Genomic DNA, 26,822 nt, shown 5'->3' with positions numbered 1-26,822 from the left:
CGAGGGCAAGGTCGCCCGCCCTGGCCCGCCCTGATGCGGGCTGGATGCGTCGCTGACGGCGTCCTCGCCCAGACTCTGCGCGCGAGCTTTCGCGATCCGCGCGCGGACCTATGACGAACCGATGACAAACGCTGCCCCAGCGGATGGGGCGGCTACCGACGGGGCTTCCCGAAGTCCCGCCCGGTCCGGGACCAACGGCCCTGGCCGGCATGGCCGGGGACGGCCAACGTGAAATCATGACCAACGCCAAGCAACACGTGGTTGTGGGCGTGGACGGGTCGCCGTCATCCGTACAGGCCCTGCGCTGGGCAGCCGATTACGCGGCGGCCACCGGAGCCGACCTCGTTGCCGTCACCGCCTGGCAGGTGCCATCAGGTATGGGATCTGGTGCGGCGGTCCTGCCAGGAGAAGACTTCGAAAACGCCGCCTGGGAGGTTGTGGACAAGGCGTTGGCGACGGCAGCCGTCGCGCCCACGACGCGGATCGTGGAGCGAGGCGATCCCGCCACAGTGCTGCTCGACCACGCCAAAGACGCCGACTTGCTCGTTGTCGGCAGCCGCGGCCATGGTGAAGTCTCCGAGGTGCTGCTGGGCTCGGTGAGTCACCGGTGCGTACACCACGCGACATGCCCCGTCGTCGTGGTCCGCGCACCGCAGTCACAGCACGGCAATTAGGTCGTCGACGAATGCGGCAGCCGCACGACCGGTCGACAATCTAACCTTGTCAAGACTCGTTACGACAACTTAGCATTGTCATCATGGACAACGCGGCGCGGCCGGCCATGGCACTGATTGACGCGGTTCGTGAACGCGCGGCCAGTGACGACCCGCTCGTCTTGCTCGCCACAGCGGTAACTGTTGCTGCCGAGACCCACGACGCAACCGACGCGCTCGTGGAACATTTCGTCGCCGCCGCGCGCGTGGCAGGGCTGTCCTGGACGGCGATCGGTGATCGGCTCGGCGTTTCGAAGCAGGCCGCAAGGCAGCGTTACGCCGACCGGCTGGGCCAGGCCGACATTCCCGTCGACGCCGAAGGCGTCGCCATCTCGCCGAGGCTAGCCGCTTGCCTGCAAGCAGCCCAGGATGCCGCCGACACCGACGACAGCGTGCCCGGCACCCATCATCTGCTCCTCGGTCTGCTGCACACCGGGTACGCCGCCGCCGTCCTAGACCAACTCGGCGTCACCCGCGACGGCATCCGGGCGACGGCCGCCCGGCTGTTCGCGCAAATCAGCACAACCGACGGCACACGCGTGCTGGGCGACGGCGAAGCCGAATCGGCGGTCGCGCAAGCCCGACGCTTCACCGCCGGCCGTGGCCAAAGCCGAGTCGACACCCAGCAACTGCTGCTGGTCATCGCCACCGATCCCGGCAGCGCCGCCCGCCGCGTACTCAACGACCTCGGCGTACACCCGGACCGGATCAAGAAAGAACTGGCCGACATGATCCCACCCCCGATCCGGGGCCGCGGCAAACGGGTGCGCGGCCGCGTCTGCGCCTTCTGCGGCTGCACCAATCCCGATCGTCCCATGGTCGCCGGACCCAGCGTATGGATCTGCTCCGCCTGCGTGCACCTGAGCCTAGAGATCCTCAGCACCGGAGACCGCGCCCTACGGAGCACGCGACCGGCATGAACACACCCGGCCGCGAACAGCCGCATGTGCCTTCCTCGAGCCCCGCCTCGGTCCCGGCCGCGACGACCTTCCAACGAGCCGGCAACTGCTCCGCGACAGCCCTCTAAGCAGTCACGGCCTGGTTATGCGCGAGTGCGAACGGCTAGCCGTCGCCGTCCGCCGGCGATCGCTGTCTGCGCCGGCTTCCAGCCGCGCACGTCGCCGGGCCGGCGGCGCCGCCCGTCGTGCCGCGCGGCAGCTACCAGAACGGCGGTCACCACGACCAGCAGCAGCCAGGCGCGTAGATGGACGCCGAAGTCATCCACCTGTTCGCCTCCAGCTCTGCGGCCGGCTGCTTGCGCCCTAACGCCGGCGCCGGATGACTCGAGTGCGGCCGACGCCGGCGAAGGGCTTGGGGCGCTGCCCTGGCCCGCCCCGATGCTGGCCGGATGCGTCGCTGGCGGCGTCCCAGGACTGACTCTGTGCGCGGGCTTTCGCGATCCTTGTGCGGGCCCATGACAACCCGATGACAATCGCCGACGGCGGCCTGTGGAGACACCTCCCGCAGGCGGCTTCCGAAGGTTTCGATCTGCAGGAACCAACGGCCCTGGCTGGCAAAGCCGCCACGGACAAGGCGTTGTGGCGTGGACGGCAGCCCTTGTCCACGCATGCCTCGCGATGGGCCGCCGTCTAGGCTCGAGCCACTGGATCCGGCCTCGTCGCCGTCACCGCATGGCGGGTGCGGTCAAGCATGGGATCGGGTGCGGTAGTCCTGCCGGGAGAAGATTCGAAGTCGCAGCCCGCGAGGTTTCGGATCAGGCGGTGGCGACTGCGGCCGTCAGGTCCACCGCCCACGTGGTGGAGCGAGGTGACCCCGCGACCGTGCTGCTCGACCACGCCAAAGGCGACGACCTGCTCGTAGTGGGCAACCGCGGCCACGGTGAACCCTCCGAGGCGCTGCGGGGTTCGGTCAGTCACGGTTGCCTGCACTACGGGACCTGCCCGGTCGTCGTGGTCCGCGCACGTAGTCACAGTGCAAACCCACCTCCTCTACCAACGCCAGGCCAGTTTGAGCCTCGCCGTGTCGAACGCGACATGCTCGAGCCGTCGACCGGTAGTAAGGAGGAACCGCCGCCAGCCTACGCATAGCCCAGCCGGCTTCATTCTGGGCTCGACCACCGGTTGGATACGAGTTCGGCTGCGCGCTGTTTCACGGATGGCGCCGCTTAGCTCGCGGCGGGTCCGCTTACATTGAAGATCGATTCTCCGGAGCCGAACCGGACCACAACCATCTCCGCGGGCTGGACAGACGGGTTGCTCTCCCGATGCACCGTCGCGCGCGGGACCAGGACGAAGTCGCCTGGCTCGGCGTGCACCGTATCCGTGCCGGCGGGACCGAACTCGATGTGCAGCGCACCGCTGAGAACATAGATGATCGAGTCGTATTCGCCGTGATGGTGCCAGCCCGACACCATGCCGGGCTCGGTGCGAGCGAGGCCAGACCACGTCTGCGCGCTGGTGAATGCCGCCTCGCGGACCATCCCGGCGGTCGGCGGTCCCGGCTGACGGTCCCCAGGCCTCATGAGCAGGACTGAGTTCGGGTGCTGTCCCACGTGCCGATGGTACGTCGGGCAAAAGGCAAATGATCCTGAAACGGCGATCGCCGCGACACAGCCGGTCAACCCGTGAGGTCGGCGGCGGCTCGCCACGATGCAATTGGAGTAACGGATCCACGTGGGCGCAGTCATCGGCGAACGTACCGTGACCCTATGATCACTTATGTCGACCGCTCGCTCGTGCGGGCGGGACGCCTGGCCGAGCTGCGCGCGGCGATCACGGAGCTCGCGGTCTTCATCGAGGCGAACGAGCCAATGATCCTGGCCTACAACGTGTATTTCGATCCCGACGGCAGCGCCATGACGGTGGTGCATCTGCATGCCGACGCCGCCTCGCTTGCCTTTCACCTGCAGATCGCCGGGCCGCGGTTTCCCGCGTTCGCCGCATACGTGCAGATGCAGTCGATCGACATTTACGGCGAGCCCGGCGATGACGTGGTGGCGCAATTGCGGGCGAAGGCTCAAGCGCTCGGCTCCGGAATCGTGCGCGTGCACAACCACCACGCCGGATTCAACCGCGTCGGACAGAAATAGGGGCTTGCCAGAACACTGAACACCTGATTAGCATATTGAACATGCGTTCAGCCGGTGGGCCTGCGCGGGGCGACCTGACAGCACGTGCCCACATCCGTGATCACGCGCTCGCGCTGTTCGCCGAGCGCGGCCCGGACGCGGTGTCGATGCGCGACATAGCCGCAGCGGCCGGAGTCTCACCCGCGCTCGTAGTGCACCATTACGGCTCCAAACTGGGCTTGCGCCACGCTGTCGACGAACACGTCGTGGCAGTCTTCGACGACATGTTCGCCGCGGGCACAACCGATCCGGGCATGCTGGACCTGTCCGACGCCCCCGCCGCGGCGACATCGTTCGCAGAGCTGATGCTGGCGCACCTGCCGCCCGGGTCGCCGATACCGGCGTACCTGCGGCGGCTGCTGCTATCCGGCGACGAGGCGGGCCGTCAGCTGTTCAAGCATTGGTTCGCAGCCAGCGTGGCGATGATGGAGCAGCTCACCGCGGCGGGCGTGACCAAACCCAGCGACGACGTCGCGGTCCGGGCAGCGTTTCTCATGGTCAACGATCTGGCGATGGTCCTGCTCCACGACCATCTCGCCGACGTCCTCGGCGTCGACCCGCTATCGCCGGCAGGGATCCGCCGCTGGTCGGCCGACGTCGTCGCCGCCTACGCGCAAGGCGTCTTCGCCCTGCCACCCGGTTCCACACACTCGACGTAGAAGGCGTCCTCATACTTCCCGCGGAAGGAATCTGATGACGACACACACCATGGTCGCCCGAGGCGGTGTGCAGCTGCGGGCCGTCACGAAGACCTACGGCAGCGGCGACGCCGAGGTCCAGGCCCTTCGTGATGTCGACGTCGACATCACGCCCGGCGAATTGGTGGTCGTCCTCGGCCCCAGCGGCTCCGGCAAAACCACCCTGATCAACATCATCGGCGGCATCGAGACCGCCACCGGCGGGCAGATCGTGGTCGCAGACCAAAACCTCACCGGCCGCAATCCCGCCGATCTGAGCGAATTCCGCCGGCAGCACATCGGGTTCGTGTTCCAGTTCTTCAACCTCGTGCCCACCCTGACCGCCCGGGAGAACGTCGAAGTCCTGATCGAACTGACCGGCCGCGGCGACCGCGACGCCGCACCGAGACTGCTGGCCGACGTCGGCCTGGGCGACCGGATGGACCACTTCCCGGCCCAGCTGTCCGGCGGGCAGCAGCAGCGGGTGGCGCTGGCCCGTGCCCTGGCAACCGACCCCGACTTGCTGCTGGCCGACGAACCGACCGGCGCGTTGGACCTGGCCACCGGCCGGCAAATTCTGCAGCTGCTGCAACGCCTGCACCGCTCGGGACGCACCGTGGTCATGGTCACCCACAACGCATCGGTGGCCCAGATCGCCGACCGGGTCATCACCATGGTGGACGGTCACGTCCAATCCGTGCGCCGCAACGAGTCCCCGGCCGACGCCGCCGACGTGGCCTGGTGATCTCGATGCGTGCCCTGACCCACAAGACCCTGCGAGACCTGCGCCGCCAGCGTGCCCAAGTCGTCGCCGTCGCCATCACCGTCATGCTCGGCGTAGCTCTGTTCATCGCCAGCGGCGGCGCCTACCAAAACCTCAGGGCCTCCTACGAATACACCTACGACCGGCTGAACTTCGCCGACCTGATCGCCACCGGCGGCGACCCGCACAAAGTCGCCGACGCCGCCACCGCCGCGGGCGCCACCGCGGTCACCATCCGCACCCAACTCGACCCGCCCATGGACATCGGCGGCACCAAACTGGTCGGCCGCGTGATCGGCCTGCCCGGCCACAGCCAGCCCCAGGTGGACGGCGTCGACGTCGTCTCCGGCAACTATCTCGACCCCGCCGACCCCACCGGGGTCCTGCTCGAGCAGCATGCCGCGGATACCTTCGGCCTGCACCCCGGCGACGACCTGCGGGTCTTCGCCAACGGCAGCTGGCGCGCTGTCACCGTGCGCGGAGTCGTCGTCTCCCCCGAATACCTGTGGCCGGCCCGCAGCCGCCAGGACGTGCTCACCGACCCGCACTCGTTCGCCGTCGTCTTCGCCGACCAGCAGACGCTGCAACATTGGTCGGGCACCGGACCCAACCAAGTTCTCGCGCGCGTCGACGGCGACGGAACCGCCACAGCCGACGGGTCGGTGGCGCAGCAACTCCGCGCCGCCGGCGCGCTCGACGTCACCGATCGAGACGACCAGCCGTCGCATGCCACCCTGAAAGAAGACCTCGACGGCTTCAACGAGATGTCCGTGGCGTTCCCGCTGTTGTTCCTGACTGCGGCAGGCATCGCCGCATACGTCCTGCTGGCCCGCCGCGTGCTCGCCGAACGCCCGATCATCGGCACGCTTATGGCCTGCGGCGCCCGGCGCGGCCGGCTCGTGCGCCATTACCTGTGGCAAGGCGGGATCGTCGGCCTGACCGGCGCCGTCGCCGGAGTCGTTCTTGGTGTGCTCGGCACCGGCGGGGTCACCCGCGCCTACACCGACGCCTTCGGCATCCCCGACACCATCGTCCACCTCAATCCTGGCTACCTGGTCGCCGGATTGCTGTTCGGCGTACTCGTCGGCCTCGCCGGCGCGCTCGCCCCGGCGGTGACCGCAGCGCGAACCGTGCCCGCCCAAGCAATGCGCAACGACACCGGCGCCCGCCCACCCGGACCATGGAGCCGCTTTGTCGCCCACCTGCGCCCCCTGCCCGTCAGCTGGCGCATGGCCTTGCGCGACGTCGGCCGCAGCCGTCGCCGCACCCTAGCCACCATGCTCGGCACAGTGCTGTCGCTGGTCCTCGTCCTCGCCTCGATCGGGATGATGACCAGCATGATCGCCGCCGTCGACCTGCAGTTCGGCCAAATCGACAAGCAGGACGCCACCGTCGTCGCCGATCCCGCCACCGCCGACGCCACCCGCCAGCAGCTGGAAGCGACCCCCGGCGTCACCGCCGTCGAACAGACAATCACGACCCCAGTCACCGCCGCCAACGACGGCCACAGCTACACCACCACCCTCACCGGATACGCGCAAAACACTGTCATGCACGGCTTCCGCACCCCCGGAGGGGACTGGACCCAACTGCCCGCCGAGGGCATCCTGGCCGGCCGATCCCTCGCCGACGAACTACACATCGCCGTCGGCGACCACATCACCCTGTCCACCCCAGACGGCCGCAGCACCGACGTCACCCTCGCCGGCCTCGTCGACGAACCACTTGGCACCGTGCTGTACGCCAACACGACGGTGGCGCAGCACATCACTGGCACCGGCATCGGCCCTGCGACATTCCTTCTCAGGTTCACCGACAACGTCGACGATGACACCCAACGCCAGACAGTCACCTCGATCCCCGGGGTCGTCGCCTACACCAGTACCGGCGGCCTGCTCAGCCAACTCGACCAATACCTCGGCCTGTTCTGGGCGTTCATCGGAATGATGGTCATCCTCGGCGCCGTCCTCGCCCTCACCGTCATCTACGTCACGATGGCGGTGAACGTGGTCGAGCGCACCAACGAGCTGGCCACCCTGCGGGCTGCCGGCGTGCCGCTGCGCCGTGTTGGCGCCGTCCTCGCCACCGAGAACCTGGCCGCAACCACCCTCGGCCTGCCTATCGGGCTAGCGGCCGGCTTCCTCGCGGCGAAAGCGTTCCTCGCCTCGTTCTCCAACGACCTATTCACGTTCGAGCTGAACATGGGATGGTGGGCACTGCTCCTCGCAGCACTCGGCGTCCTCCTGGCCGCCGCGCTATCCCAATGGCCGGCCGTGCGAGCCGTACGCCGCCTGGACATCGCCCGGGTCGTCCGCGAACGCGCCCAATAATGCGCGCTGCCTCCCTAGAAACCGGGCTGATCGAGGACTTTCGCGTATGCCTAGGTTCCAAACGGCAGGGCCGCGAGATGGCAAATTCGGAACAGGATTCGGGTCTGGTCCATGAACCCCGCGACCTCCCTCGCGCAGTTGAGGACTCCGGTTCGCCTGACTAGGTGTTGATCGCGACCACGGGTCTTGATCGAGACCCGAATCGCGGTGCGTCCGGTGTAACGGAGCACAGCGCACGATCGTGCCGGCGACGGTCGTTCGCGTACGCGAGGCGACAGCGGCCGCGTCCGCGCGTCGTCGCCCTGACCGGGTTCGCCACGGTCATCCGACTCCGGACTGGCCGCCGTCGTCATGTGCCCGGTCCCGCGGATACTGGGCGGGCCTGGCTAGATCGGCCCATGGTAGGCGAGAGCCACTACTAGCGTGGCGACTGCGAGGGCGAAGAATGCTGCCCAAGTGCCCCAGCGGCTCAGCTGGGTATCACGGACCCGTGCGTGCGCCGCGGCGGCGCACGCGAAATACAGGACCAGGCCGCTGGCCGCGGCCGTGCCGATCGCCGGGACGAGGAACCCGGCGAGCAGTCCGAGGGAACCGGCGGCCAGCAGTGTCCCCAACGGGACCATCCAGGACGCCGGGACTCGCACTGCCTCGGCGGTGCGCGCGACGGTGTCGCTGCCGATGATGCTCAAGACGGCAGCGTAGGCGAAGACGATCGCTGCCACGATGGTGACCGCGATGTACATAGCCAGCATGAGACGCACTCCTCTCGGCTGGTGAGGTCACTTCGCCATACCATTTTAGCTTGACATCAAGTAACTTGATTCCCGGCTACTACGTCGGATGCGATCCCCGCTACGCTTGACCAGGTGGACCGTGATTCCGTCGATCAGATCGTGAGCGCCTGGCACGACCGTGACCCGGACCTTGACGCCAGCACCCTGCAGGTCATCGGCCGACTCCTGTTGTGCGCCGGTCATTTCGAACGGATGGCGATCGCCGCACTCGAGCCCTATGGACTCAGCATCGCCGACTTCGACGTGCTCAACACACTGCACCGGGTCGGCGACCGCGCCGGCAGCAAGCCGACCGACCTGGCTCGTGCCTCACTCATCACCACTGGAGCGATGACCTCTCGATTGGACAGGCTCGAACGGGCCGGACTCATCCGCCGCCGGCCTGATCCTGCCGATCGCCGAGGGATCCTGGTCAAGCTCACCGCGAGGGGCGCCAAGGTCGCGCACCGCGCGCTTCGCGCACTGATTGACGTTAACGAGTCGTATCTGGATCCGCTGTCGACCCAGCAGCGTGACACACTGGCATCCACACTGAAGACGCTGCTGCTAAGGCAAGAGAACCTTCTCGGGACGAGCGTGCCTGACGGTTCGGCTGCGGCTTTCTGATGAAATCTCGTAGGGCGTCGGTGTCGGGCGATGAGGGTTGTGCTCGGGACGATCAGCGACCGATGTGGGCATACGCGAGTGGTCCTCGCCGGGTTGGCGCTTTTCGGAGCCGGTTCGCTGGGCTGCGCCCTGCGGGCGCCGGCCGCACCTCCTTGTCCTGCTCGGTGGCGTCCGGGACCAGGGCCAGCTCGGGATCGATTCTGCGCTGCCACACGGAGTCGAACAGGTCAACCAGCGCCGCGACCACTCCAGGCTCCTGGATCCGCAGCGCGCTGGCGTACGGGTTTCCGTCCACGAGCGGCACGTAGGCGCGGCTCCTGTCTAGAGGATCATCTCCTGTATCGGGTCAGCGGTGACCCGGTGCGTATCGCCGGCGCGGTGAAGCTCCTGGGCGTACGAGATGTACTCGGGACTGTCCAACGTGGAGATATGGGCGAAGGTGCGATAGCGGACCCCTTGCCGCAGGTTGAACAGCGTTGTGGTGTGGATGCGATCCCGATGAGGATAGGACGGCGGCGCTTCTGAGGGACCCGGCTTCTCTGCACCGCCGACCCGGCCAATTACACGACCGACATGCTGGGGACGTCGGTTCAACTCGGACGAATACTCCGGCCGACCTACATGGTCGGCCCGAAGCTCAACATTGGAACCCAAACGGTCTTCAACTCCGCTGTGTCCTGCTCGGTATCGGCAGGCGTCAGCGTCGCCTGCGCCTTGGGCCCTCAGCCCAAACTGCTAGTGGCGACTCTGTGTCGGATAGCGGGTTCGTTGGCATGCATACGCGACGATATCGACCGGTGCGTGCAGGGCCGCAAATAGCCTTGCCGTCCGACAGCCCCGCTACGCGGCTCCCGAATCGTCGTCGAGATCTGCGACCGGACCGCCGCAGCAGGCGATATGCGCGACCCACGCGAAGACCTTCGGCACGCCCTCGCGGTACACCGCGTTGAACCGGTGCAGTCCCTCCAGCGGTGCGTACTTGGCATTCGGCCCGCCTCGACCGTGGACCAGAACGATCGCCGGCAGCGGGGCGCCATTGCGGATGGTTTGGCGGATGCTCTCGATCTTCGCCTCAGAATCGAGGGCATCCGGGTCGTCCATCAGGAATCCAAGCCCGATGTCGCCGAGCGTCACCATTTCCTTGCGCCAACATGCAAGACGATCGCTAGCCGAATGAAGCACAGCGAGGTTGTCGACTGTCGACCAATGATCGTGATCCGGCACTTCCTCGTTCAACTCGTGCAGCGATGCGAATCCCAGCCGTTCCATGTCGATACCCTAGCCAGATCGGCGAGCCGAAACTCTAATGTAGAGACCGCATGGAATCGTTGCAGGTCAACCGGTAGACTGCTCCACATGAACACATGCCACCCGCGGGTGGCAGTGGCCGTGGGGGTTCAAGTCCCCCCTCGGACACGCAAAGTCCCGCGAGGCATCAGTTGTTGACGATGCCTCGCTTCTGTTTCTGCTGCTGGATGCGCTGCCGCGGGATCCTCACCTCCTGATTTTGGGCGTTGGCGTGAGCGCTGACGATGATCAGCTTCTCGTGATCGGCCTCGAGCGACACGCTCGTCGCACGGCATTCGATCACGATGTTATGGGTGCGCACGAACGTGATGAGCTCTGCTGCGCCTCGGTGCTTCTGTAGCTTCGCGATCTCTTGACGGATGCCGGCGTTCGAGCTGGTGATGCTCCCCAGCTGGGCGAGGATGCGGCCGAGGATGACGTCCTCGCGCAGGTAGAGGTTCCGGGCCTGGCGCATCGCGGCGGTGTGGGCGCTGGTGTGGCCGTGGCGGCAGCGGTAGGCCGGGTTGCCGTGGCTCAGGTGCGATTGCATGCTGCGCTTGCAGATCCCGCATCGCAGGAGCCCTGCCAGCAGGTAGGTCCGGCTGCTGCCGTCGGCTGGCCGGTTCTGCGCGCTGACGTTCTGTGCGGCGACGAAGTCGGCCTCCGTCACGATGCACTCGTGGGCCGGCTTGTCCGAGATCACCCACCCATGCGAGGCGGTCAGTTTCCGTACTCCCGCGACACCGGGGACGATGTCGTCGGTCGATTGACGGTTGGTCTGTTGCCGGTTCCATACCTGGCGGCCGGTGTAGCGCGGGTTGGCCAGGATCTGGGCGACGGTACGCAGGTGCCACGCGTTTCCCGGTCGGTGCCGGTTGCGTTTGCGGTCGACCGCCGACGGGCACGGCACGCCCATCTCGTTGAGCATCCTGGCGATCCCGGCGATGCTGCGGCCGTCGAGCCGCTGGGCGAAGATCCACTTCACCCATGGTGCGGTGGCCGGGTCGGGCTCCAGGCGGTGCAGGCGCCGACCATACGCCGCGTCCGCTCGGTTGGGGTGTGGTCCGGCGTCGGCAACGCGATACCCGTACGGTGGCCGGCCGCCGAGGTGGCGGCCCTGCTCACGGGCCTGTGCCTGCATGGCCGCGGTAGTGCGGAACCTGGCTCGTTGCACCTCTTGTCTGGACTGGGCGCCCAGCATGAGAAGCAGCGCCTGATGCGTCGGGCTGGCCAGGTCGACCGGCCCGTCGACTTCCGGCAGCCACAGCTGCACGCCGTGTTCGCGCAGCAGCGGCGCGAGATGGAAGGCTTGAGTGCCGTAGAACGCTCGCGCGTACTCGCCGACGACGATCGCGTCGAACCCGCGGTCCGGGTAGGTGATCGCCGCGAGGAGACGGGCGGCTTCCGGTCGGTCGGACCAGGCAATTTCGCGGGAGTAGCCGATGTCGAAGAACTCGGCCGTGATCCGGCCCCGTCCCGCAACGCACTCGGCGGCGGAGTCGACCTGCCAGCGTCGTGAAGTCACCGGATCCTGATAATCCTCTGTGGATACGCGGCCGTAGAACGCGAACCGCAAACCGGCCGCGCCCACGCGGCCGTAGAGGCGGACCCTCTGTGTCCTCGTGGCCGCCCATGAGCCGAGCACGTCGACGTCAGAGTGGTCGAGCACCGTGTTCATCGCCGTCACCTCCACCTTGGTCGCTGCCTCATGGACGAAGACAGCGAGGTCGGCCGCGCATGACGTGGATGACTCGGATGTCACCTGAACGGGCTGCCAGGTCGCGATGTGGACGGAGAGCATCACGCGGCCGGTGACCGCTCCGGCAGTTCGTCGTTGAGGCTGCCGCAGGCTACAGGGCTATCGGCGTGCAGGACCAGACGTGATCGATGATCTCCTCGGCGGTCCGGAAGCGGTCGGAGGGCCAGTAGATCATGTCGGTGATATGCAGGCATCCCGTTCGGCGCGCAAGGCCGTCCAGCAGCCAGGAGACCGTTCGTTCGTCGCCGCCACCGGAGGCCACCAGCGTGCGCACCACCTCGATTGCGGCATGTTTGGTGAGCGGGTCAGGCAGCCGCCCCGACCTCACATAGTCGAGGTAGTCCTCGGTGGCGACGCCGAAGTTCGCCCACCGCTCCCGCACGGCGTCAGTGAGCTGTTCGGCGATGCGGATGGCTTCAACAGCGTCGTCGACCTCGGCGAGGACGTTGCCATCGCTTTGGGCATCGAGATCCAGCGGCGGGAACTCCAAGAGGTCCTGCAGGTGTTCACCGCCGACGTCCCAGCTGAGGTAGAGCACGATCGCATAGTGGCCGTTGCGGCGAGGCTCGATCGAAACCCCAGCGGATGCCTCGACGGCCGTCGTGGAAAGCCGGGCCGAGGAACTGCTCGATCGACGCCGACCGGCGCAGGGCGCCGACCGCGAATGACTCGCTGAGGTATCGCATCTGGGCAGGCTAACGCGGCTGCGGGTGGGGGTGGTCGGGAACTGGCTTGGGCGGTGCCGCCCGAGGCGGTGATGTTCTGCCGCAATGGATGTAGAGCACCGTACGATGCCGTGGTGGTGCGATTCGAGCAGGTGAAGGAGACGTTCTGGAGCGACTCCACCGTCGGTGTTCGGCTGCCGTTGACCGACGAGATGGTCGTTGACGCGGAAGGCATTCTCGGAGTACGTCTGCCGTCCGCGCTGCTTGAACTGCTGCTGGTGCAGAACGGCGGGTGCGTAGCGGATGCATGGAGCTCATTCCCGACCACGCAGCCAACGTCATGGAGTGATAGCCATGTGCCGTTCGACACCCTGGTGGGGATCGGCACGGCTGAGGGCACCCTTTCGCTGCTCGACACGCCGTACCTCGTGCAAGAGTGGGGCCTGCCGTCACCGCTGGTGCTGCTGACCGGTGACGGGCATTGGTGGATCGCGTTGGACTACCGCGGATGCGGCCCGGATGGCGAGCCGTCGGTCACCTGGTTCGACACCGAACTCGACCAGGAACAGCACCTGGCGGCCGACTTCCGAACGTTCGTCGAGGGCCTGACCCGTGAACCGGGCGAGGGCGCGGCACAATGAGACATCGGGTTGATCTCGCTAAACCTCGACGGCTACGGTGCGGTCGAGGGCGCACCCGCTAGCAAGTGGCAGCGTCCGCCTTACTGGATCATGTGGTCTCGGATGAAGGTTCTCCTGCGAGCGCGAAGACGCCGCTGAGCCTGGCAACAAGCCGCTGTACCTCCAGGATGAGGTCGAGGACGGGCGTTGCCCGGGTACCGACCGCAAGTTCGAGTTCGCATTTCGCGCGCAGCACCGGCCACAGAATCTGCGCCAGCCCGGTCTTGTCGTCACCGAGGCGGATTTTCCCATCGCGACCTTGATGTCCTGGTGCGCTTCACGGGCCGACTGAAGCTCGGCGCGCACGCGCAGTTCCCAATCCGGTTCTTCCACCGCACGGTTGTGACGCTGGTGGGCCAGTAGCGTCAGTGCTGGCACGAGTTCGTCGTCGGTGAAGTTGGCGAGCTCGTAGCTGTGATCACCCCAGACGCGCACCTGTACAAGCGCATCCAGTTCCTCCTGGCTGATGGTGGCGTCCTGGTACTCCACCTCCTCGCGGATCGCGACTTGCAGTTTGCGGCGGACCTCGTCGCGGCTCTCCTGGGTGGTGAACTCATGCTCAGGGTCCATGGCGATCACTAGGGAGGTGAGTGATGCGTCAAGAAACCAGCCCTGCTTGACGCCGATCGGGCGGCCAACTCTGGGTGTTACGCCGTAGCGGGCGATCAGGTGTGCGTTGATCTTCTTAGAGCCCTTGGTCCGCTGCACTCGTACGTCCTGCGGCTTGCCCAAACCAAACTCGGCCAGCAGTTTTGGCACATGTTCCAGCTCGGTCTCGCCCTCTACGAGCAGGATCACTTTCGGATGAGGCGACAAGCCCAGCTCGGCAAGGGCTCGGTCCAGGGTTTGCGCCTCGACGTACCGAGGCGTCAGCCGGTCGTGTTGCGCGCTGTGCCAGTTCGAGCCGGTCAGATCCGGCAGCGGTTCAAGCACGCCTGTGGCGGCCAGATCCTCGTGTGCCCGGAGCAAAATCTCCGCAGCGATGCGCTGCCAGATCGCGTGCAGCGGTTCACCGCGTAGCTGCGACCAGCCGCGGTAGCCCGCGTGACGGATCAGCGGCAACCATTTGGCCAAGGGCTCGTTGTGCGCGTGAAGCAGTAGCATGTCGGCTTCACCGGCCAGGCGTGTGGCGTCGAACCCTGCCGCCTGCACCAATTGCTGGACGTCGATGGACCCGCGGTAGCGGTGTAGCTCTTCCCGCTCGCCCAGGTCGGGAAGGTTCATCTGGCCGAGAATCCCAGGCAGATAACGCGTTGCGAGGGCAGCTAGTACGCAGGTCAGATGACGACGCCGTTGCTGTCGTTCCGGATGCGGCACTTTTGCCCACCCCGCTTTGATGAACTCGTATTCGTTGAGTTCATGTGCCAGGTCGAGCAGCTGCCACGGCGAGTAGATGTAACCGTTCCACCAGAAGGGGCCCTCTTCAAGGTCGAGTCCAGCCGGCCGCTTGAAAGGCCACCGAACGTCGTAGCCATCCTCCGCCGGGATTCGCAGGCGGCCCTCGCGGGCGGCGGCGAAGGTGCGGCCCCTCGGGTTGGTCGCTGCGGCATAGAGTCCTGCGCCATCTACCCGACGTGCCTCATCAATCTCGTCTACGACCAGGTACAGCGGATTCAGCAGACCCACTTCGTGTAGTTGCGCCAGCTGCTCCAGCGACACGGTGATGCCGCGTTCCTTGGCCTGCTTGATGAAATCCTCAGTGCTCAGTAGCCCGTCTTGGGAGAACACGTAGGGCAGCCTCAGCAGCGACCACTCATCATCGGCGGGCAACGGCGCGGGATCATTGACGATATCGACGGCCACGAAGCAAAGACCGTACCACCGTCGATATAGGTCCGCACCTGCTTAATCTCATCCGCACCCACAGTCCCGGAGCCGCCTGCTCCGGGACTTGTCGGTGGCGCTCCGAGCGCTCTCTTCTGCAGCGTGTCGGCGTCGACTTCAGCTCGGGCCTCATCTTGGCGTTCAGTCAAGTGGGGCTCGGTAGAGCACCTCGACATACATGATCTCTTCGTGGACGACGTCCAAGACCAGGTAGCCCGGCCAGGGCGCGTCGAGGGGGATGCATCGATGGCCTCGCCCGTACGCGCCATCTGGTGGTGGCGCGGTGCGGAAGCTCTGGCAGAAGTCGTCCTGGCAGGAGCACATGTCAAGGACGCTCAAATCTTCCAGAGTCGCCGCCAGTGCCAGCTCGCCGGCCGCGTGGAGTGCGCTCTCAATCTGGGCGCCCAGGACAGGCCAGCGTGCACGTACCCGCTCAGCCGTCATGACGAAACCGTGCTGACCGGTCGGGGTGCGGCGACGTCGAGCGGCAGGACGTCGTTGACGACCATCTCCGACATCTTCAGCAGCCGACGGAAGTATTGGAAGGCACCGTGGTGGCCGCTGGGATAGCCGAGGAGGCGGAGAGCCTTGTGCAAGCCGGTCAGGCAGCGTAGAAGCGCGTGGGCTGACGGCGGATCTAACTGACCGTTGTGCAGGTACGTCGAAATGTGGCCAGCCACGGTGGCATCCAGCAGGACGAGGTCGCCCTTTTGCGCTGGTGGTACGGGCGGGAAGGGGGCGGTGCGGTGGTCGGTCCAGACGTTCTCGACGGTGTGAAGCGTCACCGCATGTCCGTCTGGTCCCGGCCAGCGCCATCGGTACAGGTATCGCCGCTCCTCTTGGGTGGGCGTTCGTCGGTGCTCATTCTTTTCCGCACGGCGCCGGCTGGCGAAAGCGCTCATCTCCGCGAGCCACACGTCGCGGCTGAGTTCCACCCGGTCCAGTGCCGCCATCAACGCCGCATCATCGCGCCTGAGGTCGCCTGTGATGCTCAGCCAGGACCAGGTCGCGGTGAACCCGACAGGGCAGTACATGCTCACCGCGCACCTGAGCGCGCTGTACCGCTCGGCGTAGGGACGGGCCGTGTCGCGGACACGGCGGGCGTAGGTTCCGAAGCTCACGGGGCCGATTATCGGGGTGGCGGGACGCCCAGTTCACACGATTTCGCCGTCGGTGCGAACGATCGCGAGCCGCCGCACGCGAAACCGGATCGAGCCGCGACAAGCAGCGAGGTAGAGTCCCGCCTCGTGACAACGGTTGACCAGGTCGACGACAACAGCGAGCGGCTCGGTCGTGAGGCCATGCGTCGTCTGCGACTGCGGTCCGTGTGCGCGATCGACCCGGGTCTGACCGATGCGGAGTTCGACGAGATCGAGCAGGAGTTCGGGTTCCGGTTCGCCGACGACCACAGAGCCTTCCTGACCGCCGGGCTTCCGGTGAACACCCGGCCCGAGCCACGAGAGCCCGGAGTCTTCTACGCGCATGCTGAGCCTTGGCCGGACTGGCGTCGCGCCGACCGCGACCAGCTGCGCGCGGCGCTGAACTGGCCCATCGAGGGTGTCCTGTTCGACGTCGAGCACAACAGCTTCTGGTATGAAAGCTGGGACCCCCGCCCTCAGGACACGGTCGAGGCCGTGGTGACCGCGACGCGAATGCTCGCCCAGGTGCCGCCGATGGTGCCGGTATACGGGCACCGCTACCTGCCCGCCGGGTGTGGGCTGTCCGGTCACCCTGTGCTGTCGATGTGGCAGACCGACATCATCTACTACGGCTTGAACCTGGCCGATTACATCGATCGTGAGTTCGGCCGCCAGGGTCCCGGCGAGGGGCCGTGCCAGCCGCAGGCGACTGTCGAATTCTGGCGGGACCTGGTCTGAGCCGCATGCCTGTATACCGAAGTCATCTCCACGAGGATCAGCCGTCCGATCCCCGCCCGGCATCCTTCACACCATGACGGTGTTTTTCTGCGGCACCTGCGGAGCGGTGGTAACCGGCGACGTGAGCGAGATTCCGTTCCCGGACGAGCCCGCAGTCCGCGACGACCGCACCCCGGCACCGTCCCGGATGACGCCGGGTGCCTTCGCCCATGACCCCGACCGATTCGGGCCGCCTTTCAAGCCGACCGCCGCCAATCCGAAGCTACTGGTGTCGGCCGGCCCTGCCTTGACGATCCTCGTCCACCCCGACGATGCGCGCGAGCTGCGCCTGCATCCTGACCGGCGGCGGTTGAACGGCTGCTGCCGTCTGGATGGATGTGACGGCCCAAATCTGGTCTGCGCGGGCTGCGAGGCCGAGATCGCCACGGAGCAGTCCGACTGCTGGGTCAGCTGGCATGACATCCGCCTCGATCCGACCGCGGTCACCGAGCACCACCCGAACTCGGAACAGTAGTGAGCACGGGCCTGCGCGTCATCGCGTTCACTGTCCGATGGCTTGCCGACCGGCGCGTCCACGACGTCGTGCCCACCATCGACGACCAGCCGCTACTCGACCTGATCGACCAGTTCGAGCTCGACGCTGGCATGCATCCCGCAGGCGGCGCCTACGGCGGCCTCATCCCCGCCTTCTACCGGTACGGCCCGCTCGACGAACACTTCCTGGGCAGGGAGAACCCCGGACTTGGGCCGAAAACAGCGGTGCTCGCCTGCGAATGCGGCGAAGTTGGCTACTGGCCGCTCATGACCCGGATCACGCCGACCGGGAACCTGGTGGTATGGAACGACTTCGAACAGCCCCACCGGCCGACCCGCGACTACACGACGTTCGGACCGTTCCTGTTCGACCGCGACCAGTGCGATTCGGCGCTGGCGGCTCTCGCCGAAGACATCGCCGCTACCGAGGAGTAGTCACGATCACTCGAGGTAGGCGCCGGCAGCATTGAGGCAAGACTGAGTGTCCTTCGCCGTTGCTTGACCTCAATGAAACGTCCTGCAATCCCCGAACCAGACTTGGGCATGGTTGTCGATGGCCTGCGAGCACATCTTTGTTCGAGGTGGGAACCGCGGACATGTGCGGCTACCCTGGCGCGGTGAATCGCACCCTGCTCGATCGAGCGCTCGCCGACGTCGCGCCGGTGCGACCGTTGCCCGAGGAGGTCGCCGCGTTGCTACGCGAAGTGTCCGCACCGCCGAGGTTGGTGTCGGCGTACAGGTCAACGTACACAGATGCGTACGCCACAATGTGCACAAGATCGAAGAGCTGGCGATGAGAACCAGTCCGTGCTGACCCGCCTTCGCCAATTGGCGTTTTTGTGAAGCGATGGCTAACGGAGAGTCACCGGGGTTCGAGATTCACCCCGGTTATCGGGTGCGACGTTCAGGCTTCGCGGAAGAAGAGCGTGCGCCGCCACGCGGCAGAACAGCGCGCGCCGTATCACGGCAGTACCAGGGAGCTCTAAGTTGTGCCGAGATGCTCGTTGACCAACTCCCGGTACTCGTTGATGAGCGCACACTGCTCGGCCGTGAGATCTGAGTCGTCGAGCAACTCAGTAATCAGACTCCGACACCGGCGAAGCAAGATCGTGGCCGGTTCTGGGCAGTCAAGGAACATCAGAAGGTCTCCCATCCGGGAGAGCGCCGAGACTTGGTAGAACGGCGTGAGCGCCATCCCTTCCGCCGCCTCGACGGCCTCACTGAAGGCGGATGCGGTTCCTTCGAGGTCGCCGTGATTGCCTCGCATTGCCCCGGTGTCCAACAGGCATCCGAAGTAGGCTTCGATGTCGTCTTCCGTGCCCCGGCGAACCGCGAGGATGCGCCGAACGCTCAGCTCGATCTCCGCAAGTGTCCACGGCCAATACGCCTCGCTCGCGTCGCCATCACCCGTCGGCGCAGGGGCATCCTCACTCGACGCCACGACAGCTCCGTCATCCACCAGCGGTGGGGCGTCCTCGTCTAGCGCCGCAATGGCGCCGTCGAGGCGTTGGGCGAAGAGGTCGAGCTGTGATTCGTCGACAGCCTCCAGGTCGACCCCGAGCAGGTTTCCGAACAGCCAGGGCATCGCCGGACTCAGCGCCTCTCCGAACGGGCGCGGCACCTCCGGCTCCATGCTTCGCTCGGCCACCCCTCCCGGGTCCAGGCCGGATGCGTCGGCGACAATCTGCTCAGCCACCCGAGGTATCAAGTCGACAATCAGTTGCCGAGCGTACCGGTCGAGTGATGCGCTCCCGAAGTAGGCCGTCGACGGCAGAACACGGTGGCCGTGCGCAATCGCGTTCCTCAACATAGTGAAGGTTTGGAAAGCCCATTGCGTCGAGGTCAGCTCCGCCGAATGCTCACGCCCGCGCTCCGTCCAGGTCCGCAGCTGTGTCGGTTCCGGCGGGAAGAGCTGACCAACTCTGTCGCGCATGACGCGGCTCGAATCGGAGTCCAGCAGCACTTCGAAAGCGGAGCGGAACCCCAGAACGCGCAGCTCGAAGGTGATGTTTGTGTCGTTCGCGGCGAGAGCCTCCACCGTACGGATCACCGTATCCAGACGACGAGCGTCCGCTCCGCCTACCAGCATTGCCTGGTAGACGACGCTCCCGGCATTGCCGCGAGGATCACATGCAGAGTCGGGAACGTAAAGATCCGCAGGCGCCGACACCTGGAAAGGCTCACCACCACGAACGAAGTTGGTCACGGTCCTGCGAACGAGGGAGCCCGAATGCGCCGATACCTCCGGGGCGTCGATCGCGACGCAGATCACGCGGGCGTTCTCCGATGTAATGGTGTCCTGGACTTCGAATTGCGAGCGTCTCGTCGCGTATTCCTCGACGCGGGGATTTCCGCTGAGCGCCGCCACGAGCAAGCCCCGGGCCAGAGCGGTGACGAGGTCCGCCTCCACCGGCTGACCGATCCGCCCGTCCGGCCGCAGACAGACTCCTCCGACTGGCCCGTCCGACACCCGGGTGGCCGTGATGAGCGCTTCTACTCTGCTGGCCACCTGTTCGGAGACACAGAACTCCCGAGTCCACCGATTGAACGGGACGATGAGCCAGTCGCCCAGCGACAGAGGGTCGCGCAAGGGAAGGTACGGTGCGAGCACGACCAAGGGCAGGCGTGGCCCTTCGGACACCGCCGATTGCACCGAAGGCAGAAGAGACAACCGGGACACGTTGTTCATGGTCCCCCATCGCGTCGCGACCAGCAGCATGCCCCAGCCAACCTTTCGAATGTTGCCGACGCTGGCAGCGTTCCAGCACCGACCCTGGTGCTTATCAACTCCTCTATGAGCTTCGTCTGTGCAGCGCTCCTGAGCTGGAATGTTGCGACCGAGTTCAAGAGGGCCGCCGCACTGGACCGCATCCTCAGTCAGGTGCTCGTGACAAAGAGGGTGTAACGCTACGCGGCAGAACAGCGCGTGCCGCTACGCGGCAGAAGAGTGCGCATGAAGTCGACGAGATTCACGTGGTCGAGAGGGGGTTTCTTAGTGGACACGGTCATGCTGTGTCTGGTGAGAGGTGCCTGCTGATCCCGCAGCCGCAAGCAGCCCCGTCGTGGCCTAGACCGAAGTGAACAGAGTCCGGTAGTGCCCATGGCCCTCGTCATCTGGGTGGAGGTGGGCGGTCCATGCAAGCGAACGCCAGAAGCCGTCTGAAGTCTCGTCCAGAGACATGGCGACGACGGGCTGGCCGTAGCGATGAGCGATCTCCTCAACCGCTTGTCGCCCGTACCGACGGTCTGACCTGCGGAGGTCAAAGCGAACTTCGATGAGGTCGATCTCCGTCGCGCCATCAACGGGGCATGCCCACGACGTGTATCCGCGGTACTCGCCGGCTCCCGGAAAGACCTTGGCTCGTGCCACCTCCACATCGCCATCCAGGAAACGGCAGTACGAGACTGGACTCTTGGCGCTTCCGCTGCACCACCAAGAGGTGTTGAATCGCGTGTCCTTTACGAAACCTGGAATCACTTGCTCGCGCCGCGGGGAGAGACTCTCGGTGACCACTTCGAACGACAACGCCATGCGTACATACTTCCATGGCCGCCGGTCTGTGGCATATCCGGATGATCGCAATTTCCTTCGTAATGCTTCCGGAGATACAGCCCGCCGGAGGCTGATCAGGCAGCGGGCGGCCACCGTATCCCGCCCGTGGCCGTCTCACCCGACGAATTCCCGGCCTCGGCACAGACCCCGGCGTGCGTTGTGGCGCCTCGGACGAGGCGATGGTGGCAAGTGACGGGATACCAGGTGAACGTCGGGCCGACTAGATCGTCGGGCGTGCAGTAACAGCAGTGCGCGGCGGGCCACAACCTCGTACGCTGGCCGTACCGCGTGAAGGCCGGCGGGGCATGCGATGCGGGCGAGGCGCTGAGGAGACTACGTTGATCTGGGATTCGGTCCCGTGGAAAGGGGATTTACTCCGAGTCGCCGACTCACTGGAACGGCGGACGAGCCAGCGTCGGTGGAGCGAGCGTACCGCGTTCTTGATCGAGCGGGATGTGATGAACGGCGCGTACGCTGTGCGAAAACTGGTCGAGGCCCGCAAGATCTCAGACGAGTTGGCGGCGGAGACAGTCACTGCACGGGAGCACCTACTCGTCGGCAGGCCGGTCGATATCTGGAACAGGGACAAGTTTTACAAGTACTACGACATGGAGCACCCGCAGCCGGTGGAACTCCCACTAGCTGACTTCTGTAACCAAGTGATCCATAGCTGGGTCTGGATGCTGTCCGGGGCAGAGGAGCCGCCGCACCTGTTCAACGGCATCTACGTGTCATCGGACCGGAAGCGAAAGAGCCGCGTCTACTTCTTCGCTGCGGATGTGCTCGTCCGGGTGTTCCGCGCTGTTGCCCACGACGACATTGTGTCCTCTGTGATGCAGCGGGACAGCAACGGAGACATGCACATTGTGAAGGCGAGCCGCGAACTGCCCCTAGACCTCGCCATACCTGACGATGTTCTCCGGATGCTGCCCCCCGCCGAGACCCAAGCGCAAGGGCGTCTGCTCAGGCGTGACGACGCGATACCGACGATGATGGAATCCCGACAAAGGGCCGATCACCCGGGCTAGGCATCCGATCATCGGCAGAAGCGGATGCCTCAAGTCGTGCGAGCCCTGGAAACTCACTCGCTGATGGCTACTGACAGTCACGATCATCAGCTCGCGTGATGACGTGAGTGCATCTCAGGAGAAGATGCGGAGGTAGGCGGAGCGCGCAGCCAGAGATCAGGCCGTTGTGTACGTTGTAACGTACGCGGCCGTGCACGTACGTCTGTACGCCGACAGTGGGCGGCTCACCTGCGTGCCGTGCACGACGTGGCGTTGCAGCTCATAGCGGCGATCGTCGAGTTGTGTCCGGTGCTTCGGTTCGACCGGGAGGAGGTGCTGTTCGGCGCGGCGATATATGACGTCGGCAAGACGATCCATCCGGACGAGCTGTCCCAGCCCGGCAGCCGTCACGAGCAGGCAGGTTACGAACTCCTCGTCGAGTCGGGCGTCGAATACCGGCTAGCTCGCTTCGCCGCCAACCACGGAACATGGACCGCACCCGACATCAGCACCGAGGACCTCCTCGTCAGCCTCGCTGACAAGATCTGGAAGGCTAAACGGGTCCCCGATCTCGAAGACCGCCTCATCCAGCGAATCTGCGACATGACTGGCGAGAACCGCTGGCAGGTCTTCATGAATCTCGATGACGTCCTTGATCGGCTTGCGCAAGGCGCCGACGCGCGGCTGGCGTTCCAGAACCAGTACCCGGTTGCCGCCAAAGGCTGACGGGTGCTTGAGCCCCGTTAGCGATACCGGGGCTGCAGCTAGGGGTGGCTGGTGGCAGGATGCGGCCGTGGATCTTCTTCCCTGCAGGCATGCCGCGTATGCCGGGTCGAGCCGCATGTGCGCCCATTTGATCGGTACTGAGGACGAGGAGCACGTTCGCCTGCTCACCGGGCACGGGTTGGACAGCGACCTGTGCTGCCGGGCATGCGATCGAGCCGCCCAGAGTGGCGAGCGGATCGATCTGGTGGTTGCCTGTGAGGGATGCGTCGCCCGAGTCACGGACGCGGACTGGAGCATCCTCGGCTGGCGGGGCACGCCGGGGATCGTCGAGCGACTCGAGCCGCTCGACGCCACGATCTTCGAGACGTCGCTGCCCGCGCCGGTCATCGACCTCGCTCCCATCGCCGGCCAGCCTGACCCGGTATGGCTGCTGCTGGCCGAGGACGGACGGATCGGCCGCTTCCACGCCGAACTTAGAACGTGGGAGGTCCTGGCTCGCAGCACCGTGCCGGACGAGCCCGACCACGAGCCGTGGATGGGGCACTCGCTGCGCAGGCAGCTGCACGCCAGCGCCGGCGGGCGGTACGCCGCCGTGGTCAACGACTTCGGCCGCTACGGTCAGGTGCTCGACCTTGTCACCGGGAGCGTGACCCTGGCCCTCGATGGCGGTGGCTACCACGCCGATACCGTGCCGTTCTCGGTCGCGTTCGTCGAGCACGGCGGACAGACGATGGTGATCCATCGGACCGAGTGGAATCGGCTCGACGTTTCCGACGCCGCCACCGGGCGAATGACAACGCCGAGGCAGCCGACGGCGTACGGCAAGGGTGAGCCTCGGCCCGAGCACTACCTGGACTACTTCCACGGCAGGCTCTACGTATCACCGGGTGGACACAGGATCGCCGACGACGGATGGGTATGGAGCCCGGTGGGAATACCGACAGTCTGGGACCTGTCCGCCTGGCTGGACGACAACGTGTGGGAATCCGAAGACGGTCCCAGCCGACACCGGCTATGCCAACGCGCCTACCACTGGAACCAGCCCATGTGCTGGCTCGACGACGAACGGGTAGTCGTCAGCGGGATCGGCGGCGACGACGAAGCCATGCTCGCCGGAGTACGCATCCTCAACGCCGCCACCGGAACCGAACTGACGTCATTTGCCGGACCGACCGGAGAGCTGTTCGCGGACACGGCCCGCCTTTACGCCGCCGCCCCCGCTGGGCTGGAGGTGTGGGACCCCATTACCGGCCACCGCACGGGCACTATCCCAGCCTTCGCCCCGACTCGCCACCACGTCGGCGCCGGAGAACTCGCCACTGTTGACTTCGGCGTGCTGCGGCGTTGGCGAATGCGTTCAACATGACCGAACACGGGATCGGTACGCGACCGCTGCTGTTCCTCGACGTGGACGGGACGCTCCTGCCGTTCGCTGGCGCAGCCTGGCAGATGGACGATGAGGCCAACCCGTTGCCGGCCGGGCTCGACCCCGAACACGGCCGCCGCCTGGCCGCGTTGCCTTGCGACCTAGTGTGGGCCACGACCTGGATGGCCGAAGCTAACGAGGTGCTGGCACCACGGCTCGGTCTGCCCGAGCTGCCGATTGTCGACTGGCCAGACGACGATGACACCACCGGTCGGCTGCACTGGAAGACACGCCACCTCGTAGAGTTGGCCGCAGGACGCACTTTCGTATGGGTCGACGACGAGATCACGGACGTCGACCGGACCTGGGTGGCGGCACACCACAGTGCGCCCGCGCTTCTGCACCGCGTGGACCACGTCGTGGCCTCACCGACGCGGACTATTCCGCCATCGCAGAATGGCTGAGGACGGACGATTCTACGGCGTAACCCCTATAGAGTGACCAAATGGACATCGCCTGCGGATCCACGTAGGCTATGCCCAGAGACGAAGAGAGGGGAAAGCAGAACCAGAAATCCATAGAGGCTGAGAAGGCGGCGCTCCACAACCTGCCTCCACCGCATAGGTGTCGAGAGTGGAACACCGCCAACGATCAGCCGCTAGGCCAATGGGATCGACGCCGACAGCGTCGGACCCGGTTGGGTTTTGGTTCGTGTTGCCCCTCGGACACCACGATTCACGAACTCTCATCATCGATCTTGGCGAATAGCGGCAGGTCGAAGACCAGCTTCGTGGTGTCACCGGTACGCGCGCCGCAGTCATCCAGGTGAGGGTCACCCGCCCGATAAACCGCTCGCAGCCCGCCCCTGGCGGTGGCGAGCATGAAGCGCGTGCCACCACCAGACTGCCCGCCTGACCGTCCGATCGGCGCGCTCATCCCAGCAGCACTGCCCCGCCCGCGGCCCCTTCCGGCGCCGATCGGGCGACTTGCCACCCGCGCCACCCGACCCGGCACCGCCCATCGCGGCTGGCATCAGCCCAGCGGTCTACGCGATCGCCCGCCTCAACCCGTCCGGCCGGATCAGCGCCCGCCCAGCCCTGGCCGCACTCGACTGGGGACCGGGCGACGCGATCGCCATCGCCGTCCGCCGCGGCGCCATCGTCGTACGCCCCGCCGAGCACACCCGGCGCACCATCGGCGCCGGTAATTCGCTCGTCCTGCCGATCGCGGCCCGCCGGATGTGCGCCATCCCGCCGGGATCATCGGTGCTCCTCGTCGCGTTGCCCGACGCCGACACGTTGATCATCCATCCGATCGCCGCCATCGCCCGGCTCCTGGCCCGCCGGCATGCCCGCATCCTGGAAGGACCGTCATGACCGCACCTGCTGATCGAGTCGCCGCCGCCTGGCGGATGCTCGCCGATCTCGGCGTGACGATCACCGACCTGCGCGACGACCTGCGCGCCCGCCGCCCGATCCCGACCGTGGCCGAATACCTGCCACAAGTAATCGCGGCGGCTGGGCCCGGCGCTCGGCGTACCTAAGGCAGCTACTGGGCACGCATGGGCCAGACGTGGGGCCACCGGCGTCTCGACGAGATCGCCGCCACCGATGTGGAGGCCCTGCGCCATGAGGCAGCCGATGGTGCCCGTTCGCGGCGTAACAGCCGCAGCGGCCGGCACGCCGGTGAACATGTCATCGCCGCCGCTCGTGCCCTGTTCAACCGGGCGGTCGCGGACGGGTTGATCGATCCGGGTGCTTGCCCCGCCCATCAGGTGTTCAAACCGCGCCGGCTGCCGAACACCCGCCGGGCGCTGACCGCCGACGAGCTCGCCCAGGTCAACCACGCCGCCCGCGCCAGCGGTGACGACGTCGTCCTCGACGCGCTGCTGCTGCGGCTGCACACCGAGACCGCCTGCCGCTGCGGCGGCGCCCTAGGACTGCGCCTGGCCGACCTCGACAGGCGCAACGGCCAGGTCCATCTGACGGAGAAGGGCGGCACACAACGCTGGTAACCCATCACCCTCGACCTCGCCCAGTACCTGCTGGCCCTGGCCCGGGCCCGGGGAGCGGTGCTGCCGACCGACACGCTGCTGCGCTACCGCGACGGCCGACCGCTGACCAGCCGCCGCTACGACCATCTGTGGAAACGCCTCGGGCAGCAGCTGCCGTGGGTGGCGATGCTCGGCGTGTCCACCCACTGGCTGCGCCACACCACCCTCACCTAGGTCGAACGCAACATCAGCTACAGCGTCGCCCGCGCCTACGCCGGCCACACCGACTCCACCGGACCAGCCACCACCTACATCAAAGGCCAAATCCACGAAATCGCCGCCGCCCCTCGCCGCGATGACCGGCCAGCCGCACCCGCTCGCCGGTCATACACTGCCGCCCAGCGTTTGATCGCGGCGGCGTCCGCCACTTCCTGCAGCTGGTGTCGTACTACGACCGGATCATCCCTCGGAGCGGCTCAGTGCTCGGGACTGTAAGACGAACGGTGTAAGTCCCTCTCAAGGGAGCACCGATGGTCGATGTAGAACCCACGGTCGTTGATGACGACGTGGCGAAGGGAAA

Annotated in this window: 31 protein-coding genes and 1 pseudogene; 20 read left to right on the top strand and 12 right to left on the bottom strand. The window is 66.2% G+C overall.

Features of this window, described 5'->3' with window-relative positions; genetic code table 11:
• The first annotated feature begins 236 nt into the window (after nucleotides 1-236).
• From AB0H43_RS22015 to AB0H43_RS22005, 3 genes are all read left to right on the top strand, one after another.
• On the top strand, nucleotides 237-674 hold the full coding sequence (locus AB0H43_RS22015; protein WP_360001775.1) for a universal stress protein: 438 nt from the start codon (nucleotides 237-239) through the stop codon (nucleotides 672-674).
• Between the two features lie 83 nt (nucleotides 675-757).
• A complete protein-coding gene (locus AB0H43_RS22010; protein ID WP_360001773.1) occupies nucleotides 758-1,633 on the top strand; it encodes a Clp protease N-terminal domain-containing protein in 876 nt (291 codons plus the stop codon).
• A gap of 657 nt (nucleotides 1,634-2,290) precedes the next feature.
• Nucleotides 2,291-2,761 (top strand): universal stress protein, encoded by a 471-nt coding sequence (locus AB0H43_RS22005; RefSeq protein WP_360002392.1) that lies wholly within the window; start codon nucleotides 2,291-2,293, stop codon nucleotides 2,759-2,761.
• A gap of 77 nt (nucleotides 2,762-2,838) precedes the next feature.
• Here the strand turns inward: AB0H43_RS22005 and AB0H43_RS22000 are convergent, their stop codons facing one another.
• Nucleotides 2,839-3,225, bottom strand: a complete 387-nt coding sequence (locus AB0H43_RS22000; protein ID WP_360001771.1) for a cupin domain-containing protein — start codon at nucleotides 3,223-3,225, stop codon at nucleotides 2,839-2,841.
• A gap of 156 nt (nucleotides 3,226-3,381) precedes the next feature.
• Here AB0H43_RS22000 and AB0H43_RS21995 point away from each other — a divergent pair, with 156 nt between their 5' ends.
• The 4 genes from AB0H43_RS21995 to AB0H43_RS21980 are packed head-to-tail and all read left to right on the top strand — an operon-like array spanning nucleotide 3,382 to nucleotide 7,571.
• Nucleotides 3,382-3,762: a hypothetical protein gene (locus AB0H43_RS21995; RefSeq protein ID WP_360001768.1), complete on the top strand. Its 381-nt coding sequence runs from the start codon at nucleotides 3,382-3,384 to the stop codon at nucleotides 3,760-3,762.
• A 41-nt stretch (nucleotides 3,763-3,803) separates the two neighbouring features.
• Nucleotides 3,804-4,460, top strand: coding sequence for a TetR family transcriptional regulator (locus tag AB0H43_RS21990; protein WP_360001766.1), 657 nt, complete (start codon nucleotides 3,804-3,806; stop codon nucleotides 4,458-4,460).
• 34 nt (nucleotides 4,461-4,494) lie between these two features.
• The gene (locus tag AB0H43_RS21985; RefSeq protein WP_360001764.1) at nucleotides 4,495-5,223 is read left to right on the top strand and encodes an ABC transporter ATP-binding protein; all 729 of its coding nucleotides are present in this window, start codon (nucleotides 4,495-4,497) and stop codon (nucleotides 5,221-5,223) included.
• Nucleotides 5,224-5,228: 5 nt separating this feature from the next.
• Nucleotides 5,229-7,571: an FtsX-like permease family protein gene (locus tag AB0H43_RS21980; RefSeq protein WP_360001762.1), complete on the top strand. Its 2,343-nt coding sequence runs from the start codon at nucleotides 5,229-5,231 to the stop codon at nucleotides 7,569-7,571.
• A gap of 386 nt (nucleotides 7,572-7,957) precedes the next feature.
• Here AB0H43_RS21980 and AB0H43_RS21975 read toward each other — a convergent pair whose 3' ends face one another.
• Entirely contained in the window at nucleotides 7,958-8,323 is a 366-nt protein-coding gene (locus AB0H43_RS21975) for a DoxX family protein (RefSeq protein ID WP_360001760.1), read from the bottom strand.
• 114 nt (nucleotides 8,324-8,437) lie between these two features.
• Between AB0H43_RS21975 and AB0H43_RS21970 the strand changes: the two genes are divergently transcribed.
• Entirely contained in the window at nucleotides 8,438-8,971 is a 534-nt protein-coding gene (locus AB0H43_RS21970; RefSeq protein ID WP_360001758.1) for a MarR family transcriptional regulator, read from the top strand.
• Nucleotides 8,972-9,023: 52 nt separating this feature from the next.
• On the opposite strand, the gene AB0H43_RS21965 is transcribed toward AB0H43_RS21970, so the two are convergent.
• The 4 genes from AB0H43_RS21965 to AB0H43_RS21950 all read right to left on the bottom strand — a co-directional run bounded on the left by AB0H43_RS21965 (nucleotide 9,024) and on the right by AB0H43_RS21950 (nucleotide 12,555).
• Nucleotides 9,024-9,275 carry a hypothetical protein gene (locus AB0H43_RS21965; RefSeq protein WP_360001756.1) on the bottom strand — a complete coding sequence of 84 codons (252 nt, stop codon included), beginning with the start codon at nucleotides 9,273-9,275 and terminating at the stop codon, nucleotides 9,024-9,026.
• 536 nt (nucleotides 9,276-9,811) lie between these two features.
• On the bottom strand, nucleotides 9,812-10,240 hold the full coding sequence (locus tag AB0H43_RS21960; RefSeq protein WP_360001754.1) for a hypothetical protein: 429 nt from the start codon (nucleotides 10,238-10,240) through the stop codon (nucleotides 9,812-9,814).
• Nucleotides 10,241-10,406: 166 nt separating this feature from the next.
• Nucleotides 10,407-11,936 (bottom strand): recombinase family protein, encoded by a 1,530-nt coding sequence (locus AB0H43_RS21955; RefSeq protein ID WP_360001753.1) that lies wholly within the window; start codon nucleotides 11,934-11,936, stop codon nucleotides 10,407-10,409.
• Between the two features lie 172 nt (nucleotides 11,937-12,108).
• Nucleotides 12,109-12,555, bottom strand: a complete 447-nt coding sequence (locus AB0H43_RS21950) for a hypothetical protein (RefSeq protein ID WP_360001751.1) — start codon at nucleotides 12,553-12,555, stop codon at nucleotides 12,109-12,111.
• A gap of 261 nt (nucleotides 12,556-12,816) precedes the next feature.
• Here AB0H43_RS21950 and AB0H43_RS21945 point away from each other — a divergent pair, with 261 nt between their 5' ends.
• Complete coding sequence (locus AB0H43_RS21945) at nucleotides 12,817-13,323, top strand: SMI1/KNR4 family protein (RefSeq protein WP_360001749.1); 507 nt, start codon at nucleotides 12,817-12,819, stop codon at nucleotides 13,321-13,323.
• Nucleotides 13,324-13,341: 18 nt separating this feature from the next.
• Here the strand turns inward: AB0H43_RS21945 and AB0H43_RS21940 are convergent, their stop codons facing one another.
• The 3 genes from AB0H43_RS21940 to AB0H43_RS21930 all read right to left on the bottom strand — a co-directional run bounded on the left by AB0H43_RS21940 (nucleotide 13,342) and on the right by AB0H43_RS21930 (nucleotide 16,307).
• Entirely contained in the window at nucleotides 13,342-15,165 is a 1,824-nt protein-coding gene (locus AB0H43_RS21940; protein WP_360001747.1) for a hypothetical protein, read from the bottom strand.
• A 162-nt stretch (nucleotides 15,166-15,327) separates the two neighbouring features.
• On the bottom strand, nucleotides 15,328-15,525 hold the full coding sequence (locus tag AB0H43_RS21935; RefSeq protein ID WP_360001745.1) for a hypothetical protein: 198 nt from the start codon (nucleotides 15,523-15,525) through the stop codon (nucleotides 15,328-15,330).
• Nucleotides 15,526-15,626: 101 nt separating this feature from the next.
• Nucleotides 15,627-16,307 carry a hypothetical protein gene (locus tag AB0H43_RS21930; RefSeq protein ID WP_360001743.1) on the bottom strand — a complete coding sequence of 227 codons (681 nt, stop codon included), beginning with the start codon at nucleotides 16,305-16,307 and terminating at the stop codon, nucleotides 15,627-15,629.
• A 126-nt stretch (nucleotides 16,308-16,433) separates the two neighbouring features.
• Here AB0H43_RS21930 and AB0H43_RS21925 point away from each other — a divergent pair, with 126 nt between their 5' ends.
• From AB0H43_RS21925 to AB0H43_RS21915, 3 genes are all read left to right on the top strand, one after another.
• The gene (locus tag AB0H43_RS21925; RefSeq protein WP_360001742.1) at nucleotides 16,434-17,063 is read left to right on the top strand and encodes a hypothetical protein; all 630 of its coding nucleotides are present in this window, start codon (nucleotides 16,434-16,436) and stop codon (nucleotides 17,061-17,063) included.
• 73 nt (nucleotides 17,064-17,136) lie between these two features.
• Nucleotides 17,137-17,577 carry a hypothetical protein gene (locus tag AB0H43_RS21920; RefSeq protein WP_360001740.1) on the top strand — a complete coding sequence of 147 codons (441 nt, stop codon included), beginning with the start codon at nucleotides 17,137-17,139 and terminating at the stop codon, nucleotides 17,575-17,577.
• Complete coding sequence (locus AB0H43_RS21915) at nucleotides 17,577-18,032, top strand: hypothetical protein (RefSeq protein ID WP_360001738.1); 456 nt, start codon at nucleotides 17,577-17,579, stop codon at nucleotides 18,030-18,032. The genes AB0H43_RS21920 and AB0H43_RS21915 overlap by 1 nt, the downstream gene beginning before the upstream one ends.
• Nucleotides 18,033-18,579: 547 nt before the next feature.
• Here the strand turns inward: AB0H43_RS21915 and AB0H43_RS21910 are convergent.
• On the bottom strand, nucleotides 18,580-20,316 hold the full coding sequence (locus AB0H43_RS21910; RefSeq protein WP_360001736.1) for a hypothetical protein: 1,737 nt from the start codon (nucleotides 20,314-20,316) through the stop codon (nucleotides 18,580-18,582).
• Between the two features lie 348 nt (nucleotides 20,317-20,664).
• Nucleotides 20,665-21,129 (bottom strand): hypothetical protein, encoded by a 465-nt coding sequence (locus AB0H43_RS21905; RefSeq protein WP_360001734.1) that lies wholly within the window; start codon nucleotides 21,127-21,129, stop codon nucleotides 20,665-20,667.
• 359 nt (nucleotides 21,130-21,488) lie between these two features.
• On the opposite strand from AB0H43_RS21905, the gene AB0H43_RS21900 reads away from it, so the two are divergent.
• The 4 genes and pseudogenes from AB0H43_RS21900 (at nucleotide 21,489) to AB0H43_RS21885 (ending at nucleotide 24,736) form a co-directional block, all read left to right on the top strand.
• On the top strand, nucleotides 21,489-22,178 hold the full coding sequence (locus AB0H43_RS21900) for a hypothetical protein (RefSeq protein ID WP_360001732.1): 690 nt from the start codon (nucleotides 21,489-21,491) through the stop codon (nucleotides 22,176-22,178).
• Between the two features lie 246 nt (nucleotides 22,179-22,424).
• Nucleotides 22,425-22,883, top strand: a complete 459-nt coding sequence (locus tag AB0H43_RS21895; protein WP_360001731.1) for an HD domain-containing protein — start codon at nucleotides 22,425-22,427, stop codon at nucleotides 22,881-22,883.
• 67 nt (nucleotides 22,884-22,950) lie between these two features.
• The gene (locus tag AB0H43_RS21890; RefSeq protein WP_360001729.1) at nucleotides 22,951-24,249 is read left to right on the top strand and encodes a hypothetical protein; all 1,299 of its coding nucleotides are present in this window, start codon (nucleotides 22,951-22,953) and stop codon (nucleotides 24,247-24,249) included.
• Nucleotides 24,250-24,260: 11 nt separating this feature from the next.
• Nucleotides 24,261-24,736, top strand: a pseudogene (locus tag AB0H43_RS21885) (HAD domain-containing protein).
• A gap of 248 nt (nucleotides 24,737-24,984) precedes the next feature.
• On the opposite strand, the gene AB0H43_RS21880 reads toward AB0H43_RS21885, so the two are convergent.
• Nucleotides 24,985-25,185: a hypothetical protein gene (locus AB0H43_RS21880; protein WP_360001727.1), complete on the bottom strand. Its 201-nt coding sequence runs from the start codon at nucleotides 25,183-25,185 to the stop codon at nucleotides 24,985-24,987.
• A 50-nt stretch (nucleotides 25,186-25,235) separates the two neighbouring features.
• Here AB0H43_RS21880 and AB0H43_RS21875 point away from each other — a divergent pair, with 50 nt between their 5' ends.
• Genes AB0H43_RS21875 through AB0H43_RS21860 form a run of 4 tightly spaced genes read left to right on the top strand, consistent with a single transcriptional unit; the run spans nucleotide 25,236 to nucleotide 26,476 of the window.
• Nucleotides 25,236-25,625, top strand: coding sequence for a hypothetical protein (locus AB0H43_RS21875; protein WP_360001726.1), 390 nt, complete (start codon nucleotides 25,236-25,238; stop codon nucleotides 25,623-25,625).
• Nucleotides 25,622-25,792 carry a hypothetical protein gene (locus AB0H43_RS21870; protein WP_360001724.1) on the top strand — a complete coding sequence of 57 codons (171 nt, stop codon included), beginning with the start codon at nucleotides 25,622-25,624 and terminating at the stop codon, nucleotides 25,790-25,792. Before AB0H43_RS21875 ends, AB0H43_RS21870 begins: the two co-directional genes overlap by 4 nt.
• 18 nt (nucleotides 25,793-25,810) lie before the next feature.
• Nucleotides 25,811-26,263 (top strand): hypothetical protein, encoded by a 453-nt coding sequence (locus AB0H43_RS21865; RefSeq protein WP_360001722.1) that lies wholly within the window; start codon nucleotides 25,811-25,813, stop codon nucleotides 26,261-26,263.
• 57 nt (nucleotides 26,264-26,320) lie between these two features.
• A complete protein-coding gene (locus tag AB0H43_RS21860; RefSeq protein ID WP_360001719.1) occupies nucleotides 26,321-26,476 on the top strand; it encodes a hypothetical protein in 156 nt (51 codons plus the stop codon).
• Nucleotides 26,477-26,822 lie beyond the last annotated feature (346 nt).

Origin of the sequence: Hamadaea sp. NPDC050747 (genome assembly GCF_040654195.1) — a bacterium.
Taxonomy (GTDB): Bacteria; Actinomycetota; Actinomycetes; order Mycobacteriales; family Micromonosporaceae; genus Hamadaea.
This window is presented reverse-complemented; position numbering and strand designations above follow the sequence as displayed.

Excerpts from the sequence above, each read along its gene's own strand:
- AB0H43_RS22015 (WP_360001775.1), top strand. The coding sequence starts at position 237 with ATGACCAACGCCAAGCAACACGTGGTTGTGGGCGTGGACGGGTCGCCG.
- AB0H43_RS22010 (WP_360001773.1), top strand. The coding sequence starts at position 758 with ATGGACAACGCGGCGCGGCCGGCCATGGCACTGATTGACGCGGTTCGT.
- AB0H43_RS22005 (WP_360002392.1), top strand. The coding sequence starts at position 2,291 with ATGGGCCGCCGTCTAGGCTCGAGCCACTGGATCCGGCCTCGTCGCCGT.
- AB0H43_RS21995 (WP_360001768.1), top strand. The coding sequence starts at position 3,382 with ATGATCACTTATGTCGACCGCTCGCTCGTGCGGGCGGGACGCCTGGCC.
- AB0H43_RS21990 (WP_360001766.1), top strand. The coding sequence starts at position 3,804 with ATGCGTTCAGCCGGTGGGCCTGCGCGGGGCGACCTGACAGCACGTGCC.
- AB0H43_RS21985 (WP_360001764.1), top strand. The coding sequence starts at position 4,495 with ATGACGACACACACCATGGTCGCCCGAGGCGGTGTGCAGCTGCGGGCC.
- AB0H43_RS21980 (WP_360001762.1), top strand. The coding sequence starts at position 5,229 with ATGCGTGCCCTGACCCACAAGACCCTGCGAGACCTGCGCCGCCAGCGT.
- AB0H43_RS21975 (WP_360001760.1), bottom strand. The coding sequence starts at position 8,323 with ATGCTGGCTATGTACATCGCGGTCACCATCGTGGCAGCGATCGTCTTC.
- AB0H43_RS21960 (WP_360001754.1), bottom strand. The coding sequence starts at position 10,240 with ATGGAACGGCTGGGATTCGCATCGCTGCACGAGTTGAACGAGGAAGTG.
- AB0H43_RS21955 (WP_360001753.1), bottom strand. The coding sequence starts at position 11,936 with ATGAACACGGTGCTCGACCACTCTGACGTCGACGTGCTCGGCTCATGG.
- AB0H43_RS21920 (WP_360001740.1), top strand. The coding sequence starts at position 17,137 with ATGACGGTGTTTTTCTGCGGCACCTGCGGAGCGGTGGTAACCGGCGAC.
- AB0H43_RS21910 (WP_360001736.1), bottom strand. The coding sequence starts at position 20,316 with ATGCTGCTGGTCGCGACGCGATGGGGGACCATGAACAACGTGTCCCGG.
- AB0H43_RS21905 (WP_360001734.1), bottom strand. The coding sequence starts at position 21,129 with ATGGCGTTGTCGTTCGAAGTGGTCACCGAGAGTCTCTCCCCGCGGCGC.
- AB0H43_RS21880 (WP_360001727.1), bottom strand. The coding sequence starts at position 25,185 with ATGAGCGCGCCGATCGGACGGTCAGGCGGGCAGTCTGGTGGTGGCACG.
- AB0H43_RS21870 (WP_360001724.1), top strand. The coding sequence starts at position 25,622 with ATGACCGCACCTGCTGATCGAGTCGCCGCCGCCTGGCGGATGCTCGCC.
- AB0H43_RS21865 (WP_360001722.1), top strand. The coding sequence starts at position 25,811 with ATGGGCCAGACGTGGGGCCACCGGCGTCTCGACGAGATCGCCGCCACC.